Here is a 15,958-nt window from a genome sequence, read left to right as displayed (position 1 = left end):
CGCCCGTGTTGGCGCCCGCCGCCGAAGCGGCGCAAGCGCCCGCTCTGGCGCTGGTTCCGCCCGCGCCTGCGGCAGCGCCCGAGGCGCAGCCTGCTTCCGTGCCGGCAAAGACGCCGCGCTTCCGCATCACCAACCCGCCTCGCGGGCGGTTTATGGTGCGCGCCGCTCAAGTCGCCGGCTCCGTCGCCATTATTGCCGTCATTACCATTGGCAGCAACCATTACGTCAAGGCGAACACCCACGAGGTGTTCCACGTCAAAATGAACGGGGCAGAGGTGGGGGTAGTCAATGATCCCCAGGTCGTTGACAACTTCAAATTGGCCAAGTATGAGGAATTGCAGAAAAAATATCCAGATACACACATGGTGCTAAATACAGACGCGATCACCCTAACCAGTGAAAAGGCTTACAAAATTGGATTCGACAACGAGGCTGCTTTGGCGAAGCTGTCCGATTTGCTTTCGGCACACGCTGTAGGCGTTCAACTGTTCGTCGACGGCAAATTGATGGGCACTTTCAAGGACGAAGCGGAAGTCAACTACATTTTGGAGAGCATCAAATCTCCTTATGAGCCTGCGGGTAAGAAGAAAGCCAATAGCCTGGAAGTGAAGGCATTATCCGCTGATATGAGCACGATGGCACCTGGCAGCAGCGTTGTGGAAAAAGTGGATTTCGTTCAAAAGGTCGAAACCAAAACCATTAATACCAAGCCGGACGAATTCGATGACAAGGACACGGTTCTGAAGACCTTGCAAACCGGTAACGTCCGTCCCAAGGAATACAACGTGATTCAAGGCGATACATTAGGCGGAATTGCCCAGAAATATGATATTTCCATCGACGCGATCTATAAGAATAACCCGGACATCAAGAATGACTTCATCAAGGAAGGCCAATCCTTGAACCTGACGGTGCTCCAGCCGGCTTTGACCGTGCAGACAGTGGAAAAAGTCGTGGAAAAGGAAGAAGTCCACTATGGCACGAAGACGGTTTTCGATGCTTCCCTTAAGCAAGGAGTCGTTCAAACCGTAACCAAGGGCAAGCCCGGCTCCAAAACCGTTACCATCGAACTGACCAAAGTCAACGGCGAAGTAACCGACGAGAAGATGGTGGACGAAGAAATTACCACCGAACCGGTGCAAGAAGTGATCAAACGCGGGACGAAAGTGATCAGAGGCGAAGGTACGGGCAATTTTGCTTGGCCGGTGCTGCATGCGACGATCACCAGCGGTTTCGGCTCCCGTTGGGGCAAGCTGCATAAAGGCGTCGATCTCATTTCCTCCAACCGCACCATCCTGGCAGCGGACAACGGCGTGGTTACCAGCGCCGGTTACCGTTCCGATTACGGCAAATATATCATTATTGATCACAATAACGGCTACAAAACGTTGTACGGACACTTGAGCCGGATCGACGTCACCCAGGGGCAGACCGTGGAAAAAGGCGATCGTATTGGCATCATGGGCAGCACCGGCGATGCGACGGGCACCCACTTGCATTTTGAAATCATCCGCAACGAGTCGGTGAAAAACCCGCTGAGCTACCTGAACCGGTAACGCCGTTTCGTTCGACCGAAGTGACCCTAAAGTTTTCCCAAGGAGTCCTCCAATCAGGGGGGCTTCTTTTATATTTCGCCGCCGCAACGCTTGTGGAACTGGCTGCAGGGCCTGTTATTCCCTGTTCGCCGCACGTCTCATTTTTTGTTACAATAAGAAGAGTAGATTGCCGTTCTAGAGCGGAAAGGTGGGCAAGCCATGCCGGGAAAAATCTTAGTGGTCGACGATGAACGGCCGATTGCGGATATATTGAAATTCAATCTGGAAAAAGAGGGCTATCAGGTCGTTTGCGCCTATGATGGTCAGCAAGCAGTAGATTACGCCTATTCCGAGGACCCGGATTTGATCCTCCTTGATCTAATGCTGCCCATTAAGGACGGGATGGACGTCTGCCGGGAAATCCGAACGAAGCTGAACACGCCGATCATCATGTTGACGGCAAAAGATACCGAACTCGATAAGGTGTTGGGACTGGAAATGGGAGCCGACGACTACGTGACCAAGCCTTTTGGAACCCGGGAGCTGTTGGCGCGAGTGAAGGCTCATCTGCGGCGGCAAAAAAACGGCGCGGCCAAGCCGGAGCCGGCGGGGCCTCAAGGGCTGCGTATCCACAAGCTGCTGATCGACAGCGATACCTATGTGGTCTATAAAGACTCGACGCCGCTGGACTTAACGCACCGGGAGTTTGAGCTCCTGCTCTATATGGCAAAAAACGCCGGCAAGGTCATGACCCGGGAGCATTTGCTCCAGGCGGTGTGGGGCTATGATTATTTTGGCGACGTGCGCACCGTGGATGTGACCATTCGCAGGCTGCGCGAGAAAATTGAGGATGATCCCAGCCAGCCTGCTTATATTACGACGCGCAGAGGGCTTGGCTATATGATGCGCAATCCGGCATTCGGAGGCTTTTAGATGAAAGGGACAGGCTTCTTCCGCACCATTCAGATGAAGCTGATTATTATTTACGTTTTGCTTATTCTGTTTGCCATGCAGCTGATCGGGGTTTACTTCATGCAGGCGATGAAGAACTCCACCCTGGACAGCTTTTCCGAAACGCTGAATTCCCAGGCGCTGCTGCTGGCTCAGTTCGTTCAAAGCGAAATGGAAACCGAGCCGGATAATCTCGACCTCAGCAATCCGGAATCTATCGCGGCAGCCTATGGGGATTTGAATAAGCTGCTCAATGACTGGGCTAACGTCACCAATTGGTCGGACGCGGACATCCAGATCATCGATACAAACGGCATTGTGATCAGCGCCTATCAGCAAAACGCCTCCTCGATTGTCGGCCACAAAAACACTGAGTTTGTTGTCAGCCGCGCTTTGCAAAACATCCGGGATAAGGATAACGAGCAGACGCTGATGGACAATATGGGCAACCGCATCCGCGTTCTGGCCATGCCCGTGGAGAAAGACGGGAAAGTGCTAGGCGCCGTCTACATCTCCAAATCCATGGAAGACACTTATCGCACCATTCAGCGAATCAACGGCTTTTTTCTATCCGGGATTATTATTGCGCTGGCATTAACAGCGCTTCTTGGCATCTTTCTCTCCCATACGATTACGAGTCCGATAAAAGAGATCACGGAGCAAGTCGTATCGGTAGCCGAAGGCAATTATACTGAGCGGGTGCGGATACGCGGCAGCGACGAGATCGGACTTTTGGGCTCGGCTTTCAACAACATGACGGCTCGGCTGGAAGAGGCCCTGTCCTCTATCGAAGAAGAGAAGGAAAAGCTGGCCTCCATTCTCAGCAACATGAGCGACGGCGTGGTGGCGGCCGACGATTCCGGCCGGGTCATGGTCATTAATGACCGGGCGCGGCAGATGCTGGGCGTCGGCCTTGGCGGCAATTGGTCTATGGGCCGGCCTCTGGCGGAGCTGCTCGGGCTGCCGGAGGATATGTTCGATGAAGACCACATTGAGGAAGAACGCAAAACGTTGATCCAGCTGCAGCAGCCGGAAATGGACGATCGCCAGGTACGGCTGACCATGACGCCAATTCACCGCCGGGAACTGGGAACGACGGGAACCATCGTCGTCCTCCAGGACGTGACGGAGCAGATGGAACTGGAGCAATCCCGCAGGGAGTTTGTCGCGAACGTATCTCACGAACTGCGGACGCCTCTTACGACGATGAAGAGCTATCTGGAGGCGCTGAAAGATGGAGCGCTGGAGGAAAAAGAACTGGCGGATCGTTTTGTCGGCGTTACGCTGAATGAGACGGAGCGGATGATCCGGCTGGTGACGGACTTGCTGCACCTTTCCCGTTTGGACTCCAACCAGGCTCGGATCAAGAAGGATTGGACGGGCGTACAGGATATGCTGGAAGAGGTGGCGGACCGTTTTGCTTTCCAGTTGAAGCAGAAGGATATATCGGTACGTCTATCTGTCGATAAGAAGCTAAAGCCCGTCCTTTTGGATCGGGATAAAATCGATCAGGTGCTGGACAACCTTGTGTCCAACGCCATCAAATATACGGGAGAGCATGGCAATCTCGGTCTGGAAGCCCGACTTCGGGATGGCATTTGGCTGGATATCATCATTTCCGACAACGGCATCGGGATTCCGAAGAAGGATCTGGAACGGATATTCGAACGTTTTTACCGAGTGGATAAAGCCCGCTCCCGCAATATGGGGGGCACGGGGCTTGGCCTTGCTATTGCCCGGGAAATCGTCCGCGCCCATGGCGGAACCATCTCCTTGGAATCGGAACTGAATCACGGGACGAAGGTTACCTTCACGCTGCCGTATTTGGAAGGAAGTGAACCGGCATGAAGGAGAAATGGAAAACCATTTTGCTGACGGTGCTGGTCGCGGCTAGTTTAGTGCAAAGCTATATGTTGGCTTACGGGACGCCAAAGTTTGAAACGTTGACACCTACAGAATACGTCTTAACCGAGCTGGCAGGTACAAAGGCGGAATTGAAGGATTTGGTGTACCCCAGCCAGATCATTCTGCATTTTGGGAACAACAAGCATACGGTTCTCGGTCCCCATCGGAATTTTTACCGGATGATCTTTGATGACTTTTTGCAGCTGCGTCGTTTTGATAATCTGACCAAGGTCAGCAACGCTTCCGGCGATCTGGACTGGAGCCAAATTCGCCGCGACAACACCGGAATCGAACTGCGATTCCGCGACGGCATGCCCTTCGACGTGCTGAAGAACTTGCTGCAAGTTAACTCTAACGATCCGGATGCGGGGAATGACTTCATTAACCGGATTTGGCTGTTTGACTCCGGCGATACCAAGGAGACGAAGGCGTACTTTTTCTCCGATAATTCGATGAACGTTTATGAGGCGAAAGCCGACGTCCGGCCGGCGGAGATCCGCGAGAAGGTTGCTTTAGGTGAATATCTGCCTAACTATACGACGGTTAGCGGCGTTTATTATTTGCCGGACGGGAATTTAGACACGGTCAGCTATGAAATCCCGTATACGGAGTTTTCTCCCGATCAGTGGAAGCACAATTTGTTCGTCGATCCCAGTATCGCAAAACCTTTGCCAAACCGGGATGGGACGCAAATCTATACCGACGGCAAAAGAGGATTGCAAATTAGCAGCGTTCAACATGGTTTGGTTTACTCCGACCCCATTGCCGTCCCGGCCAATGGAAAAAACGACCCCAAAGGCAATCTGATGGCGGCTGTGCAGTTCGTCAACCAGCATGGGGGTTGGAACGGCAGCTATTTGCTCAGTTCCTTTGCCCCGAAGGAAGAGGGCAGCGATGCCCAGACCCTGGAGTTTCAGCAGTATATGAGTAATTTCCCCATCGACAATTTGCCGGTGGTGAATCCCGATAAAGAGATCTTCGGTACCATGAAGCTGACTCTGCAAAACGGAATTGTCTCCAATTACGAGCGTTCTCTGATTAATCTGGAGACGGATGGCATCGTCAAAACCACCAGTTCTTTGATCGGCGGCGAGCCGCTGACCAACATGCTGCTCCGCTACGAGCAACGCAGCGATATTGTCAACGTGTTCCCTGCTTACCAGGCGATCATCGGCAAGAAGACGGTGCGGCTTATCCCTCGTTGGGCGCTTGAACTGAAAGACGGCACCTACGACTTTTTAAATTAAGGGCAAGGAAGGTTAGAACCGTGAATCCGGAAGGGAGGCTTAAGCGATGGACTGGGGACGAGCGAAAACCGTGCTCATTCTTTCTTTTCTGCTGCTGAATGCCTTGCTTGGCTATCAGTTGTTTATCAACCGCGATCAGGCAGGCGGGCAGTCGGATGCGGCCAGAGTCAAGGAAGACACCTTGAAGCTGCTGGAGGTTAAGCAGATTCAGTTAAAGGTGGAGTCCATTCCGAAGCAGACGCCGAAGCTGCGGGCATTTTATTACAAAGAGGTTTTGAACGCGCAGGAACCGGTTGAACTGTCGGAACCGATCGGTAGCGGGACGCTGATCGGGCGCAATGTCTTGAAGGCGGAGATGGAGAAGGCGGGCATTGTCAATTACGACCGCTACCGGATCGATGCCAGCACCAGCAAACCGGGGATGAAGGTATATGACCAGCTGCATGACGATTTGCCTATTTTTGACGTCAGTCTGGTTCTGCTGGAGGATAACAACAAAATCACGGGTTACAAACAGACGTATGTTGAAGTACAATCAGGAGGAGAATCCAAGGAGCAGAAGGTCATTTCCGCTTATACTGCTTTACGCAGCGTCGCGGAGAACAGCCTGAAAAACGACTCCGTCGTGACGGATATCCGCCTTGGCTATCATGGCCAGCGTTTTGAATCAGACACGCAGTATATGCTGCCTAGTTGGCGCATTGTTTTGGCTTCCGGCGAGATTTTTTACGTCCAAGCCTTTAGCGGCGCGGTGGAAAAACCGGCGGAGAGCCCTTCCGCAACGCCTGCCGTGGTCGTGCCGACCAGCGCACCCTGACTCTTTTGATAGCAAGAGAAGATAAATGATGATTTGGAAAACTTCACGATAAACAAAAAAAACTTCCCGCGGTGTTCCAAATGCCAGGGGAAGGCGATTTAAAGGAGTAAGAACATGGGGATGCGATTTACGATACTGTCCAGCGGGTCTACGGGCAATGCCACCGTGGTGGACAATGGGGATGCGAAGGTGCTAATCGACGCGGGCTTTAGCGGCAAGAAGCTGGAGAGCCTCATCGCCGAGAGGGACATGAGCTTTCGGGAGATGGATGCCATAGTAGTCACCCACGAGCATTCCGATCATATTAAAGGCTTGGGGATTTTAGCGAGGAAGTATAATCTGCCGATCTACGCCAATGAAAAAACGTGGGAAGCGCTGGATAGCGAGTTAGGCAAAATTGCCGAGGAAAACCGGCGCATTATGGATACCGGTTCCGCCTTGGAATTCGGATCGCTGCGGGTGGAATCCTTCGGCATTTCCCATGATGCGGCGGAGCCTGTGGCCTATAATTTCTATAGCGGTGACGAGAAGCTGAGTGTGGCTACGGATTTGGGCTACATGAGCGGAAAAGTGAAGGAGCAAGTGCAGGACGCCGATGTTCTCGTGCTGGAATCCAACCATGATATCGAAATGCTGCGGATGGGGAGCTACCCCTGGAACATCAAACGCCGGATTTTGAGCGACATGGGGCACTTGTCCAATGACGCGGCTGGTGAAGGTTTATGCGAAGTGATTGGCGGCAAAACAAAACGGGTCTATTTGGCTCATCTCAGCCGTAACCATAATATGATGGATCTGGCGCGTATGACGGTGGGTAATATTTTGGACGAAAATGGAATTCTTGAAGATGGTAAAGTCCAGTTGAAAGACACCTTCTACGACCGCCCCACGGAGTGGGACCGGCTCGATGATGAATAGGTAAGCTGCGCAATTTGCGCGGAATGGGAATTAAGCATCCGGCGGCGTATCTTCTTCTTCCAGACGGCGCACCCGTTCAGCGATTTCCTCTGCGCTAATGATTCCTTTTGCCAGAAGAAGCTCGACAATGGCGCTGATCATCAGAGCATTTTGATATTGGAATTCTTTCAGGTCGGCGATAGATGCGACCAAATTTACTTCGTCCATTGGAGTCATAGTGACTCTTCCTTTCTAGCAATATGCTTATAGTATAGTCATCAGCCGGCAAAAAGATTCCTAACGGCAGGAAAAAACGGATGGAAGTTGAACATCCAGGGTTCAACTTATCGAGAATGGGAGGGGAACGAGTTGGGGCTGTTTCGCGATGATTTCTACAGTACGCGTACAAGCCGGGGCGGTGGACGAAAGGGCTGGGGTAAGCAGGCTCTAGAAGTGCGAACCGCCATCATTCTGGTGGCGATCGCGCTGGTGTTCGGCTCCCTTCTCACCGTGTTCGTCATTCACGGTTTTAGCAAACCGGCGGTGTCCATGGCGGTTCCCGGTGCGGGAAGCGAATCCTCGGAGCAAAGCCCCTACGACAACCGGGTTGTGGCGGCAGGGGATAAGGTAAGGCCCGCTGTCGTTAGCGTGCTGACTACCCGCAAAGAGGGGAATGTGCTGTCGGGGATGAGCATGGGGTCCGGGGTGATTTTCCGCAAGGAGTCCGATCGGGCGCTCATCGTCACTAACAACCATGTGGTGGAAGGCGGCAGTACGTATGAAGTGGTGTTAGCCGATGGAACCCGAAGGGACGCCAAGGTGTTAGGCAAGGACATTTACTCGGATCTGGCGGTTCTGCAAGTGGATCCGGCAGGTATCAACGCCGTGGCCGAATTTGGTGATTCTGAGTCACTAAAATCCGGCGAATGGGCGATTGCCATCGGCAATCCTCTTGGCTTAAGCTTTTCCCATACAACAACCTTTGGTATCATCAGTTCGCCCCATATGACCATTCCCGTCAATCTCGGTACAGATGGGGATGTGGAGTGGGAGATGGATGTCATTCAGACGGACGCCTCTATCAACGAAGGCAACAGCGGTGGAGCGTTGGTTGATCTGAACGGTAAGGTTATCGGCATCAACAGCATGAAAATTTCCGAAACCGGCGTGGAAGGCATCGGATTTGCGATCCCCATCAACGACGCGAAGCCGATCCTGGAGGCACTGGTGAAGGATCAAACCATCAAGCGGCCAAAAATGGGCATTTCTTCTGAGGATTTGCAGACTTTTACCAGCGGATTGGAGATACTAAAATTACCGGATGGTGTCAAATCAGGAATTATCGTCATGGATGTAGCCGACCCTGCAAAAGAAGCCGGCCTCTTGACCCGCGACGTCATCTACGCCCTGGACGGCCATAATGTCGGTAGCACCATGGAGCTGCGCAAATATTTGTTCAGCCAGAAAAAAATCGGCGACAAGCTAGACGTTTCTTTTTACCGGGAAGGGAAGAAGAAGACCGTCACTCTGACGCTAGGTGAATTGGATAGCTAGAACGGTTTCTTTTGGGCCGTTATTCATATAGGTAATGAACTTATAAACATTGAACTCACACTTTGATCCAACATAAGGAGCTGCAAAATGGAAGGTATGTATGTGGTATGCAAAGAGCATGTAGAAATCGCTATTGACCGTTTTGTCGATGATTTTGAGGACGCGCCGGACGTGGTGGACCTGAAAGAAACCCACTTCGCCGCCTGGAACCCACCCCCAACCTGCGAGGAAAAAGGGTGCGACAAGCACGGTGAGTTTTTGATTGTGTAAAGAGAATAAGCACGATTCGGGGGAGCGGTGGCTCTCCTTTTTTGTAGAGATCAGGAGGCGTTTGGAATGAACATTCAAATCATCGCAGTGGGCAAGCTGAAGGAGAAGTACCTGACGGCGGGCATCGCCGAGTACTTGAAACGGCTGTCGGCTTACGCTAAAGTAACCATCGTCGAGGTGGCGGATGAGAAGGCTCCCGACACCATGAGCCCGGCGGAGGAGGAGCAAGTCCGCGTCCGCGAAGGCGAACGCATCCTTGCCCAGCTCCGCCCCGACACCCACGTCATCGCCCTCGCCATCGGCGGCGCCATGTGGTCGTCGGAAGACCTCGCCGCCGAGCTCCACCGCCTGGCGACTTACGGCCGCCCCAGCGTCAGCTTCATCATCGGCGGCTCCCACGGCCTCTCCGCGGCCGTCCTCAAACGTGCCGACGCTCAACTCTCCTTTGGGAAGATTACTTACCCGCATCAGTTGATGCGTCTTATTTTAACGGAGCAGGTTTATCGCGCGTTTAGGATCAATCGAGGGGAACCGTATCACAAATGACGCGAATTTTTTGGTAAAAGGTGTTGAAGAGAAGAAAAGCTACGTCGGACATGGGAGAGAGGGCTGTGACAGGTTAGGAGCAAGTTGCCTGTCACAGCCTCTCTTAATAGATTTTTACCCCTCCCATTATATGGATGCCGGATAAGATTGAAGCGCGGCGCAAGCAAGAATGTCCTCGGTCGAGCGGATTCTGCCAATACGCGGGAAGATGACCTTAATTACGTGTTCATGTTCCTCCTCGCTGAAGCCGGTCATGGCATCTGTCGCAAAAACTACCTGATACCCATGGGCGAAGGCTTCACGCGCAGTGGTATCTACGCCGATACCAGAAGCAATGCCGCAAAGCACGATCGTCGTGATACCCCGCCGGCGCAACTGCAGATCCAAGTCCGTTCCGTAAAATGCTCCCCATTGGCGCTTGGTAATTAAATAATCGGTGTCAGTGACTCCGATCTCGGGTACAATTTCATCCCATCCAGGCACCAGATTGAAGGTTGGGGGGGCCTGATCCAGCAACGGACGAGGCATATCTTTGAAGTCTTTCGTGGATACGCGAACAAGCCCAACGAATGCGCCTGCCTCACGGAATGCTTGAACCATTGTAGCGGCACGGGTGATGACTTGCTCTGCCGAGTGAGGGGCATACTGGGTTCCAAGCCACTTTTGCAAGTCGATTACGATTAATGCCGTCTTAGGAAATTGAAACAAAAGTTCTTCCATGATCAATCACACTCCAACTTAGAAATCGAGTTTGCCCCAATGTGACCTACAGTTCAATATTATGAAAAATGGGTCATTTGACTCTGTGTTCATAATTTTGTACTATCAGTTTAAAATTGTCAAGCGGGGGGGGACGTAAGGATGACTGTAACCAAACAGGATATCATTCGTTCGGCTTCTAAGATGTTTAAAGAAAAAGGGTTTCTGGCGACCTCAATTCAGGAAATTGCTCAGGATTGTTCCATTGCAAAGGGCTCGGTGTACAAATATTTTCCGTCCAAAGAGGACTTATTGTGCGCGGTTTTCGACGAGTGCCAGACGGTTTATTTTGATCGGGCTGAGCACCTGAAACAAACCGAGACGGGCACTCCCAAGGAGCGGCTCGTCAATCAAATCGTATTTCGCTTTCAGTATTTTATTGAATACAGTCACATTATGGTTGACTTCATAGATCTTCCTATTACGCAGTACGCAACTTTCCGTTCACTAAGGAATCATGTTCGCGCCCGTATGATGGAGTGGCATAGATACTGGCTACTTGAAGTTTATGGTGAGAGAATCGAATCGTTTCTCTGGGATCTAATTTTTATATACCGCGCGATCCTGAAGGACTATCTGCAGCGAATCATCTTCGAGGTGAAGCACCTGTCGATAGAGGATACAGCTTGGTTCATCGTCGATAAAATGGATGCGCTAGTCGAACATATGTCTAGATCAGGTTCGAAGGGGCTACTTGGACAAATCGCTTTCACAAAGTTTATTCATTCAGATTCAAAAGACTGGAATAACGAAAAAGAAAGAATTATCGAAGAATTGTTCGGCAGAGTGACCGCGCTGCTTGAGGCTTGGCCCGGCGGGCTCGCTCGGCGGAGGGAGTTGCAAGAGATTGTTCAATTGCTGGGGACGGAGATCTCCCAGACTCAGCCAAAGAGATCGCTCATTCAGGCGCTTTGCGCCTACTTAGAACAAGAACAGGAGCTGAGAAGTCCGGTCATTCAGTTGAAGCAAATTGTCCTGGAAGAGTGAGAAAGCCTTATATTACATAGAGACTAGATTCTGCAAAAGGCATCCGATCGAATCCCTTTCGATTTCGCTATAAAGGTGTTACGGTGAACCGTATCACAAGTAACTATAAATTTTTATTAATTTATGGGTCATCAGGAGGAAAAAATGACTGAATTATTAGCTCCAGCAGGAAATATGGAAGCTTTAAAAGCTGCAATTTCTAATGGTTGTGATGCAATATACTTAGGAATGCAAAAATTTGGTGCACGTGCATACTCATCTAATTTTGATTTAGAATCGTTAAAAGAGGCTGTTACGTATGCACACCTGAGGAATGTTAAAATCTACGTTACAATGAATACCATCGTTTTCGAAAACGAAGTTGAAGAGATGAAAGAGCAGATACACGAATTAAATGAAATCGGTGTTGATGGCATTATCGTCCAGGACCTGGCTGCTTTCGATTATATCGTTAAAAACTTTCTTGATCTGGAAGCACATTGTTCAACTCAAATGGGAATAGACGATGTAGACGGAACTTTATTATTTAAAGAACTTGGTGCTAAACGAGTGGTTCTGTCCCGCGAGGTTGAGATTGAAAAAGTAAAAGAGATCAAAAGAATAGCGGAAATACCTTTAGAAATTTTCGTTCACGGTGCTTTATGTTTATCTTATTCGGGAAACTGTCTCATGTCAGGATTAATCGGCTATCGAAGCGGAAATCGCGGAAGATGTGTGGGTTCATGCCGTAAGGAGTATGAACTAATGGATAAGACAACAGATGCATCTTTAGCGAAAAACTATATTCTATCGACGAAGGACTTAAACACAATCGATTATATCCATGATTTAAAAGAAATCGATTCTTTAAAAATAGAAGGTCGAATGAAAGATCCTACGTATGTGGCTAATGTTGTATCCAAATATCGCATGGCCTTGGATAATCAAATAACCGAAGAAGATAAAGAAAATCTGAAAAAAACATTCAATCGAACATTCACCAAAGGCTATTTGTTTCACGAAGATAGGAGAAATATTACAAACATCGTAAAACCGAATAACTTTGGTTATGAAATTGGAACCATCAGCAGGATTGTTAAAGATAGGTATGAAATAACACTTACACGTCCTTTAAATCAAAACGATACCATCCGAATAAGTCACAACAAGGAAGATGTTAATTTAACGGTTGCCAAACTGTACGATAAAGACGGCGATTTAATCAACAAGGCAGATAAAGTCTGCTATATCAAAATCCAAGAAACGCTGTCTATGGGAGATGTCGTCTATAAAACGAAGGATTATTTCTATTCCAAAGAATTAGAAGCATCACTGGAAAAAGAATTTAAGCGGTTTAACCTCGATATTAGAGTATATGCATGTCCAGATTCAAAGCTTTTCATAGATGCGGAGGGCTTAGGCTTTCATTATTCATATGAAAGCGAGGAAATACTGGGCGAAGCCATGAATAATCCAACAACCAAAGACCAGGTAATCAAGCAATTTTCCAGATTAAATGATACGATATTCGAGCTTCATCATGTCGATTTTGAGGAATGCCATGCATTTATTCCAGCTAAACTGTTAAATGCAGCAAGAAGAGATATTGTACTGGGCTTATATGACTTAAAGCTTAACAGCCAGAAGAAAAGAACCAAATCTTTGAAAGCAAAGGAAAAAATAAGCTTTGCCCCTGAAAAACCATACCTTACGGCCTCTGTAACGACTAAGGAACAGTATGATGCTTGCGTAAGCTGTGGAATTCAGGAAATCTATTTTGAAAACGTGGTTAGAAGAAATCAGAATGATTATAAGGAAAAAGAAGGGCAGCTGCTAATCGGGGGATATGGTGGAATTTATCACTACAGAGAAACGAATCCGTTTGTTACGGACTATTCGCTAAATGTCGTGAATGCTGCCAACTGCTATGAATTACACAAATTAGGTGCAAAACGAGTCACCTTATCTTATGAATTGAATAAGAGCCAAATGGAAGACTTAAGGAACGCCTATTATGAAGAAAATGACGGCTATCCTTCACTGGAAATGGTTGTGTATGGCAAGGCTCCCTTGATGTTTACCAAATATTGCCCGATGAAAAAAATGAATCAATGCAGAGTTTGCAAAACGAAGAGCTATGCGTTAAAAGATGAGCACGGAACGTTCCCTATCCTTTCCCATGATGATTGTACAACGACTGTCCTTAATGGGAAGACGCTTAATCTTTTGGATGAGCTGCAAAACATCAAAGGAATCGAGGCATTCCGATTAAGCTTCACCGTTGAATCACAAGAGCAGGTTGTGAAAGTTATTCATCAGGCCTCAGGCAAATTAGATGGCTCAATGAATAATGCTGTCTTTAATCAGGAAACAGACACAAGAGGACATTTTAATAAAGAGATTTTGTAGGTAGCCAAAGGGATGGTTCTGGCGATATGATGGCGGGAGCGAAACCAACAGCGGTAGCGGTCAGATTATGGCGTACATAAATGCCCGGACGGCAGACTCTGCGATTGGGATATTCCGCGTAAGATTCAGACAGCGCGGTGAGCCGTATCATGAGTAGGGCAGAATTTCGAAGTAAGAGTAAGCTACAAATGGTTTGAAATTGGTGAAAACAGCGTTACTCTGAGAAACAGTAAACTCGCAGATCATGTTCTGCAATACATCCAATAATAGTCACCACTATAGTTTTTTAAGAAAGGTAACAATATGATAAATGTTGATAACTTATCCTTCTCGTTTCCGCAAAAAGATCTATATAAGGACATTTCGTTTAAGCTTGAAGAGGGGCAACATTGCGCTTTTATCGGAACAAGCGGCAGCGGGAAAAGTACACTGATCGATATACTGATAGATCCAGAAAGGTATTTGTTCGAGGGCAAGTTAGAGATAGACCCGACTTGCAAAATCGGGTATGTCAGTCAGTTCTCGCAAGTAGACAAGCCTAAAGAAACAACCGTTTTTGAATATATCGGGGAAGCATTTATCAAGATACAAGATGAAATCACATCAATTTATGCTGAAATGGAAACCACATCGGACATGGATTCGCTGCTGGAAAAGTATCAATTAGCTTTGGATGCATTCGATTCAATAGGCGGGGATGATTTTGAAAGTAGCATTAATAAGAAACTAAATCTGGCAAACCTCATGAAGCTAAAAGATCTTAAGGTATCCGATCTGAGCGGCGGGGAATTCAAACTTATTCAAGTGATAAAGGAAATGCTTAACAGTCCGGACTTGATGATTATGGACGAACCGGATGTGTTTTTAGACTTTGAAAACCTAAATGCGCTTAAAAAATTAATTAATGCTCACAAGGGAATGCTGCTGGTCGTTACGCACAACCGATATTTGTTGAATCATTGTTTCAACAAAATCATACACCTTGAAAACAAGGAGATCCAAGAGTTTGATGGGCGATATATCGAGTATAAATTCTCATTGATTCAGACCAAAATTGAGCTGCAAGAACTCGCAATTGCTGAAGAAGAAGAAATCGAGCGAAACGAGAACATCATCGATAATCTTAGAGCGATCGCGACTTATAATTCAGAAGCATCCAGAGGCAAAGCGTTAAAAGCCAGAGTCAAGTTTCAAGAAAGATTGGAAGCGCGTAGAATCAAAGAGCCGTTTGTCGATATTAAGCAGCCGGATATTACTTTTGGAATGGATCATGAAATGGAAGACACCACTGTTGTAAGAGTCCATGATTATAGCATTGCCTTCAATGAGCTGCTTTTAGAAAATGTTAACTTTGAGATCCAATCTACGGATAAAGTAGCCATTATCGGTCCAAACGGTACCGGGAAAACGACTTTGCTCCGAGAAATCTTTAAAAACAATCATGAGTCGATCGAAATTAATGCTGATGCTAAAGTGGCTTATTTATCGCAGCTTCATGGCGAAACGCTAAAAGATTCCAATACCATAATGGATGAATTCATCGATGCTGGGTTTAAAACGTATGATGAGATCAGATCGTATCTTTCAAACTATGATTTTGAAGGAGAAATCCTTGATCAAAAGATTGAATCTTTGTCTGGTGGAGAAAAAAACATGCTTCAGTTGGCCAAAGTGTCTGCCAGCAAAGCAAACGTACTGCTTCTTGACGAACCGACAAGCCATTTGGATATCTATACACAGATCGCACTGGAGAAAGCCATCGAAGACTATAAAGGTGCGATTCTGATGATTTCTCATGATTTCTATTCAGTCGTAAACGGCATGCATTATGTGTTAATCATTGACGATAAGAAGATTAGAAAAATGAGCATGCGAAAATTTAGACAGATGATTTATACGAGCCACTTTAATAGAGACTATTTGGAAACGGAACAAAAGAAAAAGTCGGTTGAAATGAAAATAGAGTTGGCTTTAAAAGATAAGAATTTTGAACTTGCAAGAGTATTGGTCGATGAGCTGGAAGAGATAATTAAGCTGCTTTAAATGATAACTCTCATGATGACGGCGGAAAAGGATCAATAAAAAAGACACTGATGAATAGA

Annotated in this window: 14 protein-coding genes; 12 read left to right on the top strand and 2 right to left on the bottom strand. The window is 48.1% G+C overall.

What is annotated here, in order from left to right; all coding sequences use genetic code 11:
• The 6 genes from TJ79_RS14670 to TJ79_RS14645 form a co-directional block, all read left to right on the top strand.
• Positions 1-1,556: LysM peptidoglycan-binding domain-containing M23 family metallopeptidase (locus tag TJ79_RS14670; RefSeq protein WP_155987896.1), on the top strand; the 1,556-nt coding region annotated here is incomplete at its 5' end.
• 198 nt (positions 1,557-1,754) lie between these two features.
• Complete coding sequence (gene yycF, locus TJ79_RS14665) at positions 1,755-2,468, top strand: response regulator YycF (RefSeq protein ID WP_040951034.1); 714 nt, start codon at positions 1,755-1,757, stop codon at positions 2,466-2,468.
• On the top strand, positions 2,469-4,334 hold the full coding sequence (gene walK / locus TJ79_RS14660) for a cell wall metabolism sensor histidine kinase WalK (RefSeq protein WP_040951033.1): 1,866 nt from the start codon (positions 2,469-2,471) through the stop codon (positions 4,332-4,334). It abuts the gene before it with no gap.
• Positions 4,331-5,638 carry a YycH family regulatory protein gene (locus TJ79_RS14655; protein ID WP_040951032.1) on the top strand — a complete coding sequence of 436 codons (1,308 nt, stop codon included), beginning with the start codon at positions 4,331-4,333 and terminating at the stop codon, positions 5,636-5,638. Before walK ends, TJ79_RS14655 begins: the two co-directional genes overlap by 4 nt.
• A 46-nt stretch (positions 5,639-5,684) precedes the next feature.
• Positions 5,685-6,455: a two-component system regulatory protein YycI gene (yycI, locus tag TJ79_RS14650; RefSeq protein WP_052339604.1), complete on the top strand. Its 771-nt coding sequence runs from the start codon at positions 5,685-5,687 to the stop codon at positions 6,453-6,455.
• Positions 6,456-6,569: 114 nt separating this feature from the next.
• Positions 6,570-7,373: an MBL fold metallo-hydrolase gene (locus TJ79_RS14645; RefSeq protein WP_040951031.1), complete on the top strand. Its 804-nt coding sequence runs from the start codon at positions 6,570-6,572 to the stop codon at positions 7,371-7,373.
• Positions 7,374-7,403: 30 nt separating this feature from the next.
• Here the strand turns inward: TJ79_RS14645 and TJ79_RS14640 are convergent, their stop codons facing one another.
• Positions 7,404-7,589 (bottom strand): hypothetical protein, encoded by a 186-nt coding sequence (locus TJ79_RS14640; RefSeq protein ID WP_040951030.1) that lies wholly within the window; start codon positions 7,587-7,589, stop codon positions 7,404-7,406.
• 132 nt (positions 7,590-7,721) lie between these two features.
• Here TJ79_RS14640 and TJ79_RS14635 point away from each other — a divergent pair, with 132 nt between their 5' ends.
• The 3 genes from TJ79_RS14635 to rlmH all read left to right on the top strand — a co-directional run bounded on the left by TJ79_RS14635 (position 7,722) and on the right by rlmH (position 9,722).
• Positions 7,722-8,906: a S1C family serine protease gene (locus tag TJ79_RS14635; protein WP_040951029.1), complete on the top strand. Its 1,185-nt coding sequence runs from the start codon at positions 7,722-7,724 to the stop codon at positions 8,904-8,906.
• Between the two features lie 96 nt (positions 8,907-9,002).
• Positions 9,003-9,176, top strand: coding sequence for a CxxH/CxxC protein (locus TJ79_RS14630; RefSeq protein ID WP_081756925.1), 174 nt, complete (start codon positions 9,003-9,005; stop codon positions 9,174-9,176).
• 66 nt (positions 9,177-9,242) lie between these two features.
• Complete coding sequence (rlmH, locus tag TJ79_RS14625; protein WP_040951027.1) at positions 9,243-9,722, top strand: 23S rRNA (pseudouridine(1915)-N(3))-methyltransferase RlmH; 480 nt, start codon at positions 9,243-9,245, stop codon at positions 9,720-9,722.
• Between the two features lie 126 nt (positions 9,723-9,848).
• Here the strand turns inward: rlmH and TJ79_RS14620 are convergent, their stop codons facing one another.
• A complete protein-coding gene (locus TJ79_RS14620; protein WP_040951026.1) occupies positions 9,849-10,442 on the bottom strand; it encodes an isochorismatase family protein in 594 nt (197 codons plus the stop codon).
• Positions 10,443-10,583: 141 nt separating this feature from the next.
• Here TJ79_RS14620 and TJ79_RS14615 point away from each other — a divergent pair, with 141 nt between their 5' ends.
• The 3 genes from TJ79_RS14615 to TJ79_RS14605 all read left to right on the top strand — a co-directional run bounded on the left by TJ79_RS14615 (position 10,584) and on the right by TJ79_RS14605 (position 15,899).
• Positions 10,584-11,468 carry a TetR/AcrR family transcriptional regulator gene (locus tag TJ79_RS14615; protein ID WP_040951025.1) on the top strand — a complete coding sequence of 295 codons (885 nt, stop codon included), beginning with the start codon at positions 10,584-10,586 and terminating at the stop codon, positions 11,466-11,468.
• Positions 11,469-11,612: 144 nt separating this feature from the next.
• Positions 11,613-13,856 (top strand): U32 family peptidase, encoded by a 2,244-nt coding sequence (locus TJ79_RS14610; protein ID WP_040951024.1) that lies wholly within the window; start codon positions 11,613-11,615, stop codon positions 13,854-13,856.
• Between the two features lie 303 nt (positions 13,857-14,159).
• Complete coding sequence (locus tag TJ79_RS14605) at positions 14,160-15,899, top strand: ABC-F family ATP-binding cassette domain-containing protein (protein ID WP_040951023.1); 1,740 nt, start codon at positions 14,160-14,162, stop codon at positions 15,897-15,899.
• Positions 15,900-15,958: the final 59 nt, after the last annotated feature.

This window comes from Gorillibacterium massiliense (assembly GCF_000455485.1).
Classification (GTDB): Bacteria; Bacillota; Bacilli; order Paenibacillales; family NBRC-103111; genus Gorillibacterium; species Gorillibacterium massiliense.
The sequence above is the reverse complement of the archived record's forward strand: the minus strand, read 5'-3'. Positions and strand labels throughout refer to the sequence as shown.

Coding starts and splice junctions, on each gene's coding strand:
- TJ79_RS14605 (WP_040951023.1), top strand. CDS start 14,160: ATGATAAATGTTGATAACTTATCCTTCTCGTTTCCGCAAAAAGATCTA.
- TJ79_RS14645 (WP_040951031.1), top strand. CDS start 6,570: ATGGGGATGCGATTTACGATACTGTCCAGCGGGTCTACGGGCAATGCC.
- TJ79_RS14620 (WP_040951026.1), bottom strand. CDS start 10,442: ATGGAAGAACTTTTGTTTCAATTTCCTAAGACGGCATTAATCGTAATC.
- TJ79_RS14610 (WP_040951024.1), top strand. CDS start 11,613: ATGACTGAATTATTAGCTCCAGCAGGAAATATGGAAGCTTTAAAAGCT.
- TJ79_RS14640 (WP_040951030.1), bottom strand. CDS start 7,589: ATGACTCCAATGGACGAAGTAAATTTGGTCGCATCTATCGCCGACCTG.
- yycF (WP_040951034.1), top strand. CDS start 1,755: ATGCCGGGAAAAATCTTAGTGGTCGACGATGAACGGCCGATTGCGGAT.
- TJ79_RS14615 (WP_040951025.1), top strand. CDS start 10,584: ATGACTGTAACCAAACAGGATATCATTCGTTCGGCTTCTAAGATGTTT.
- TJ79_RS14630 (WP_081756925.1), top strand. CDS start 9,003: ATGTATGTGGTATGCAAAGAGCATGTAGAAATCGCTATTGACCGTTTT.
- rlmH (WP_040951027.1), top strand. CDS start 9,243: ATGAACATTCAAATCATCGCAGTGGGCAAGCTGAAGGAGAAGTACCTG.
- TJ79_RS14655 (WP_040951032.1), top strand. CDS start 4,331: ATGAAGGAGAAATGGAAAACCATTTTGCTGACGGTGCTGGTCGCGGCT.
- walK (WP_040951033.1), top strand. CDS start 2,469: ATGAAAGGGACAGGCTTCTTCCGCACCATTCAGATGAAGCTGATTATT.
- yycI (WP_052339604.1), top strand. CDS start 5,685: ATGGACTGGGGACGAGCGAAAACCGTGCTCATTCTTTCTTTTCTGCTG.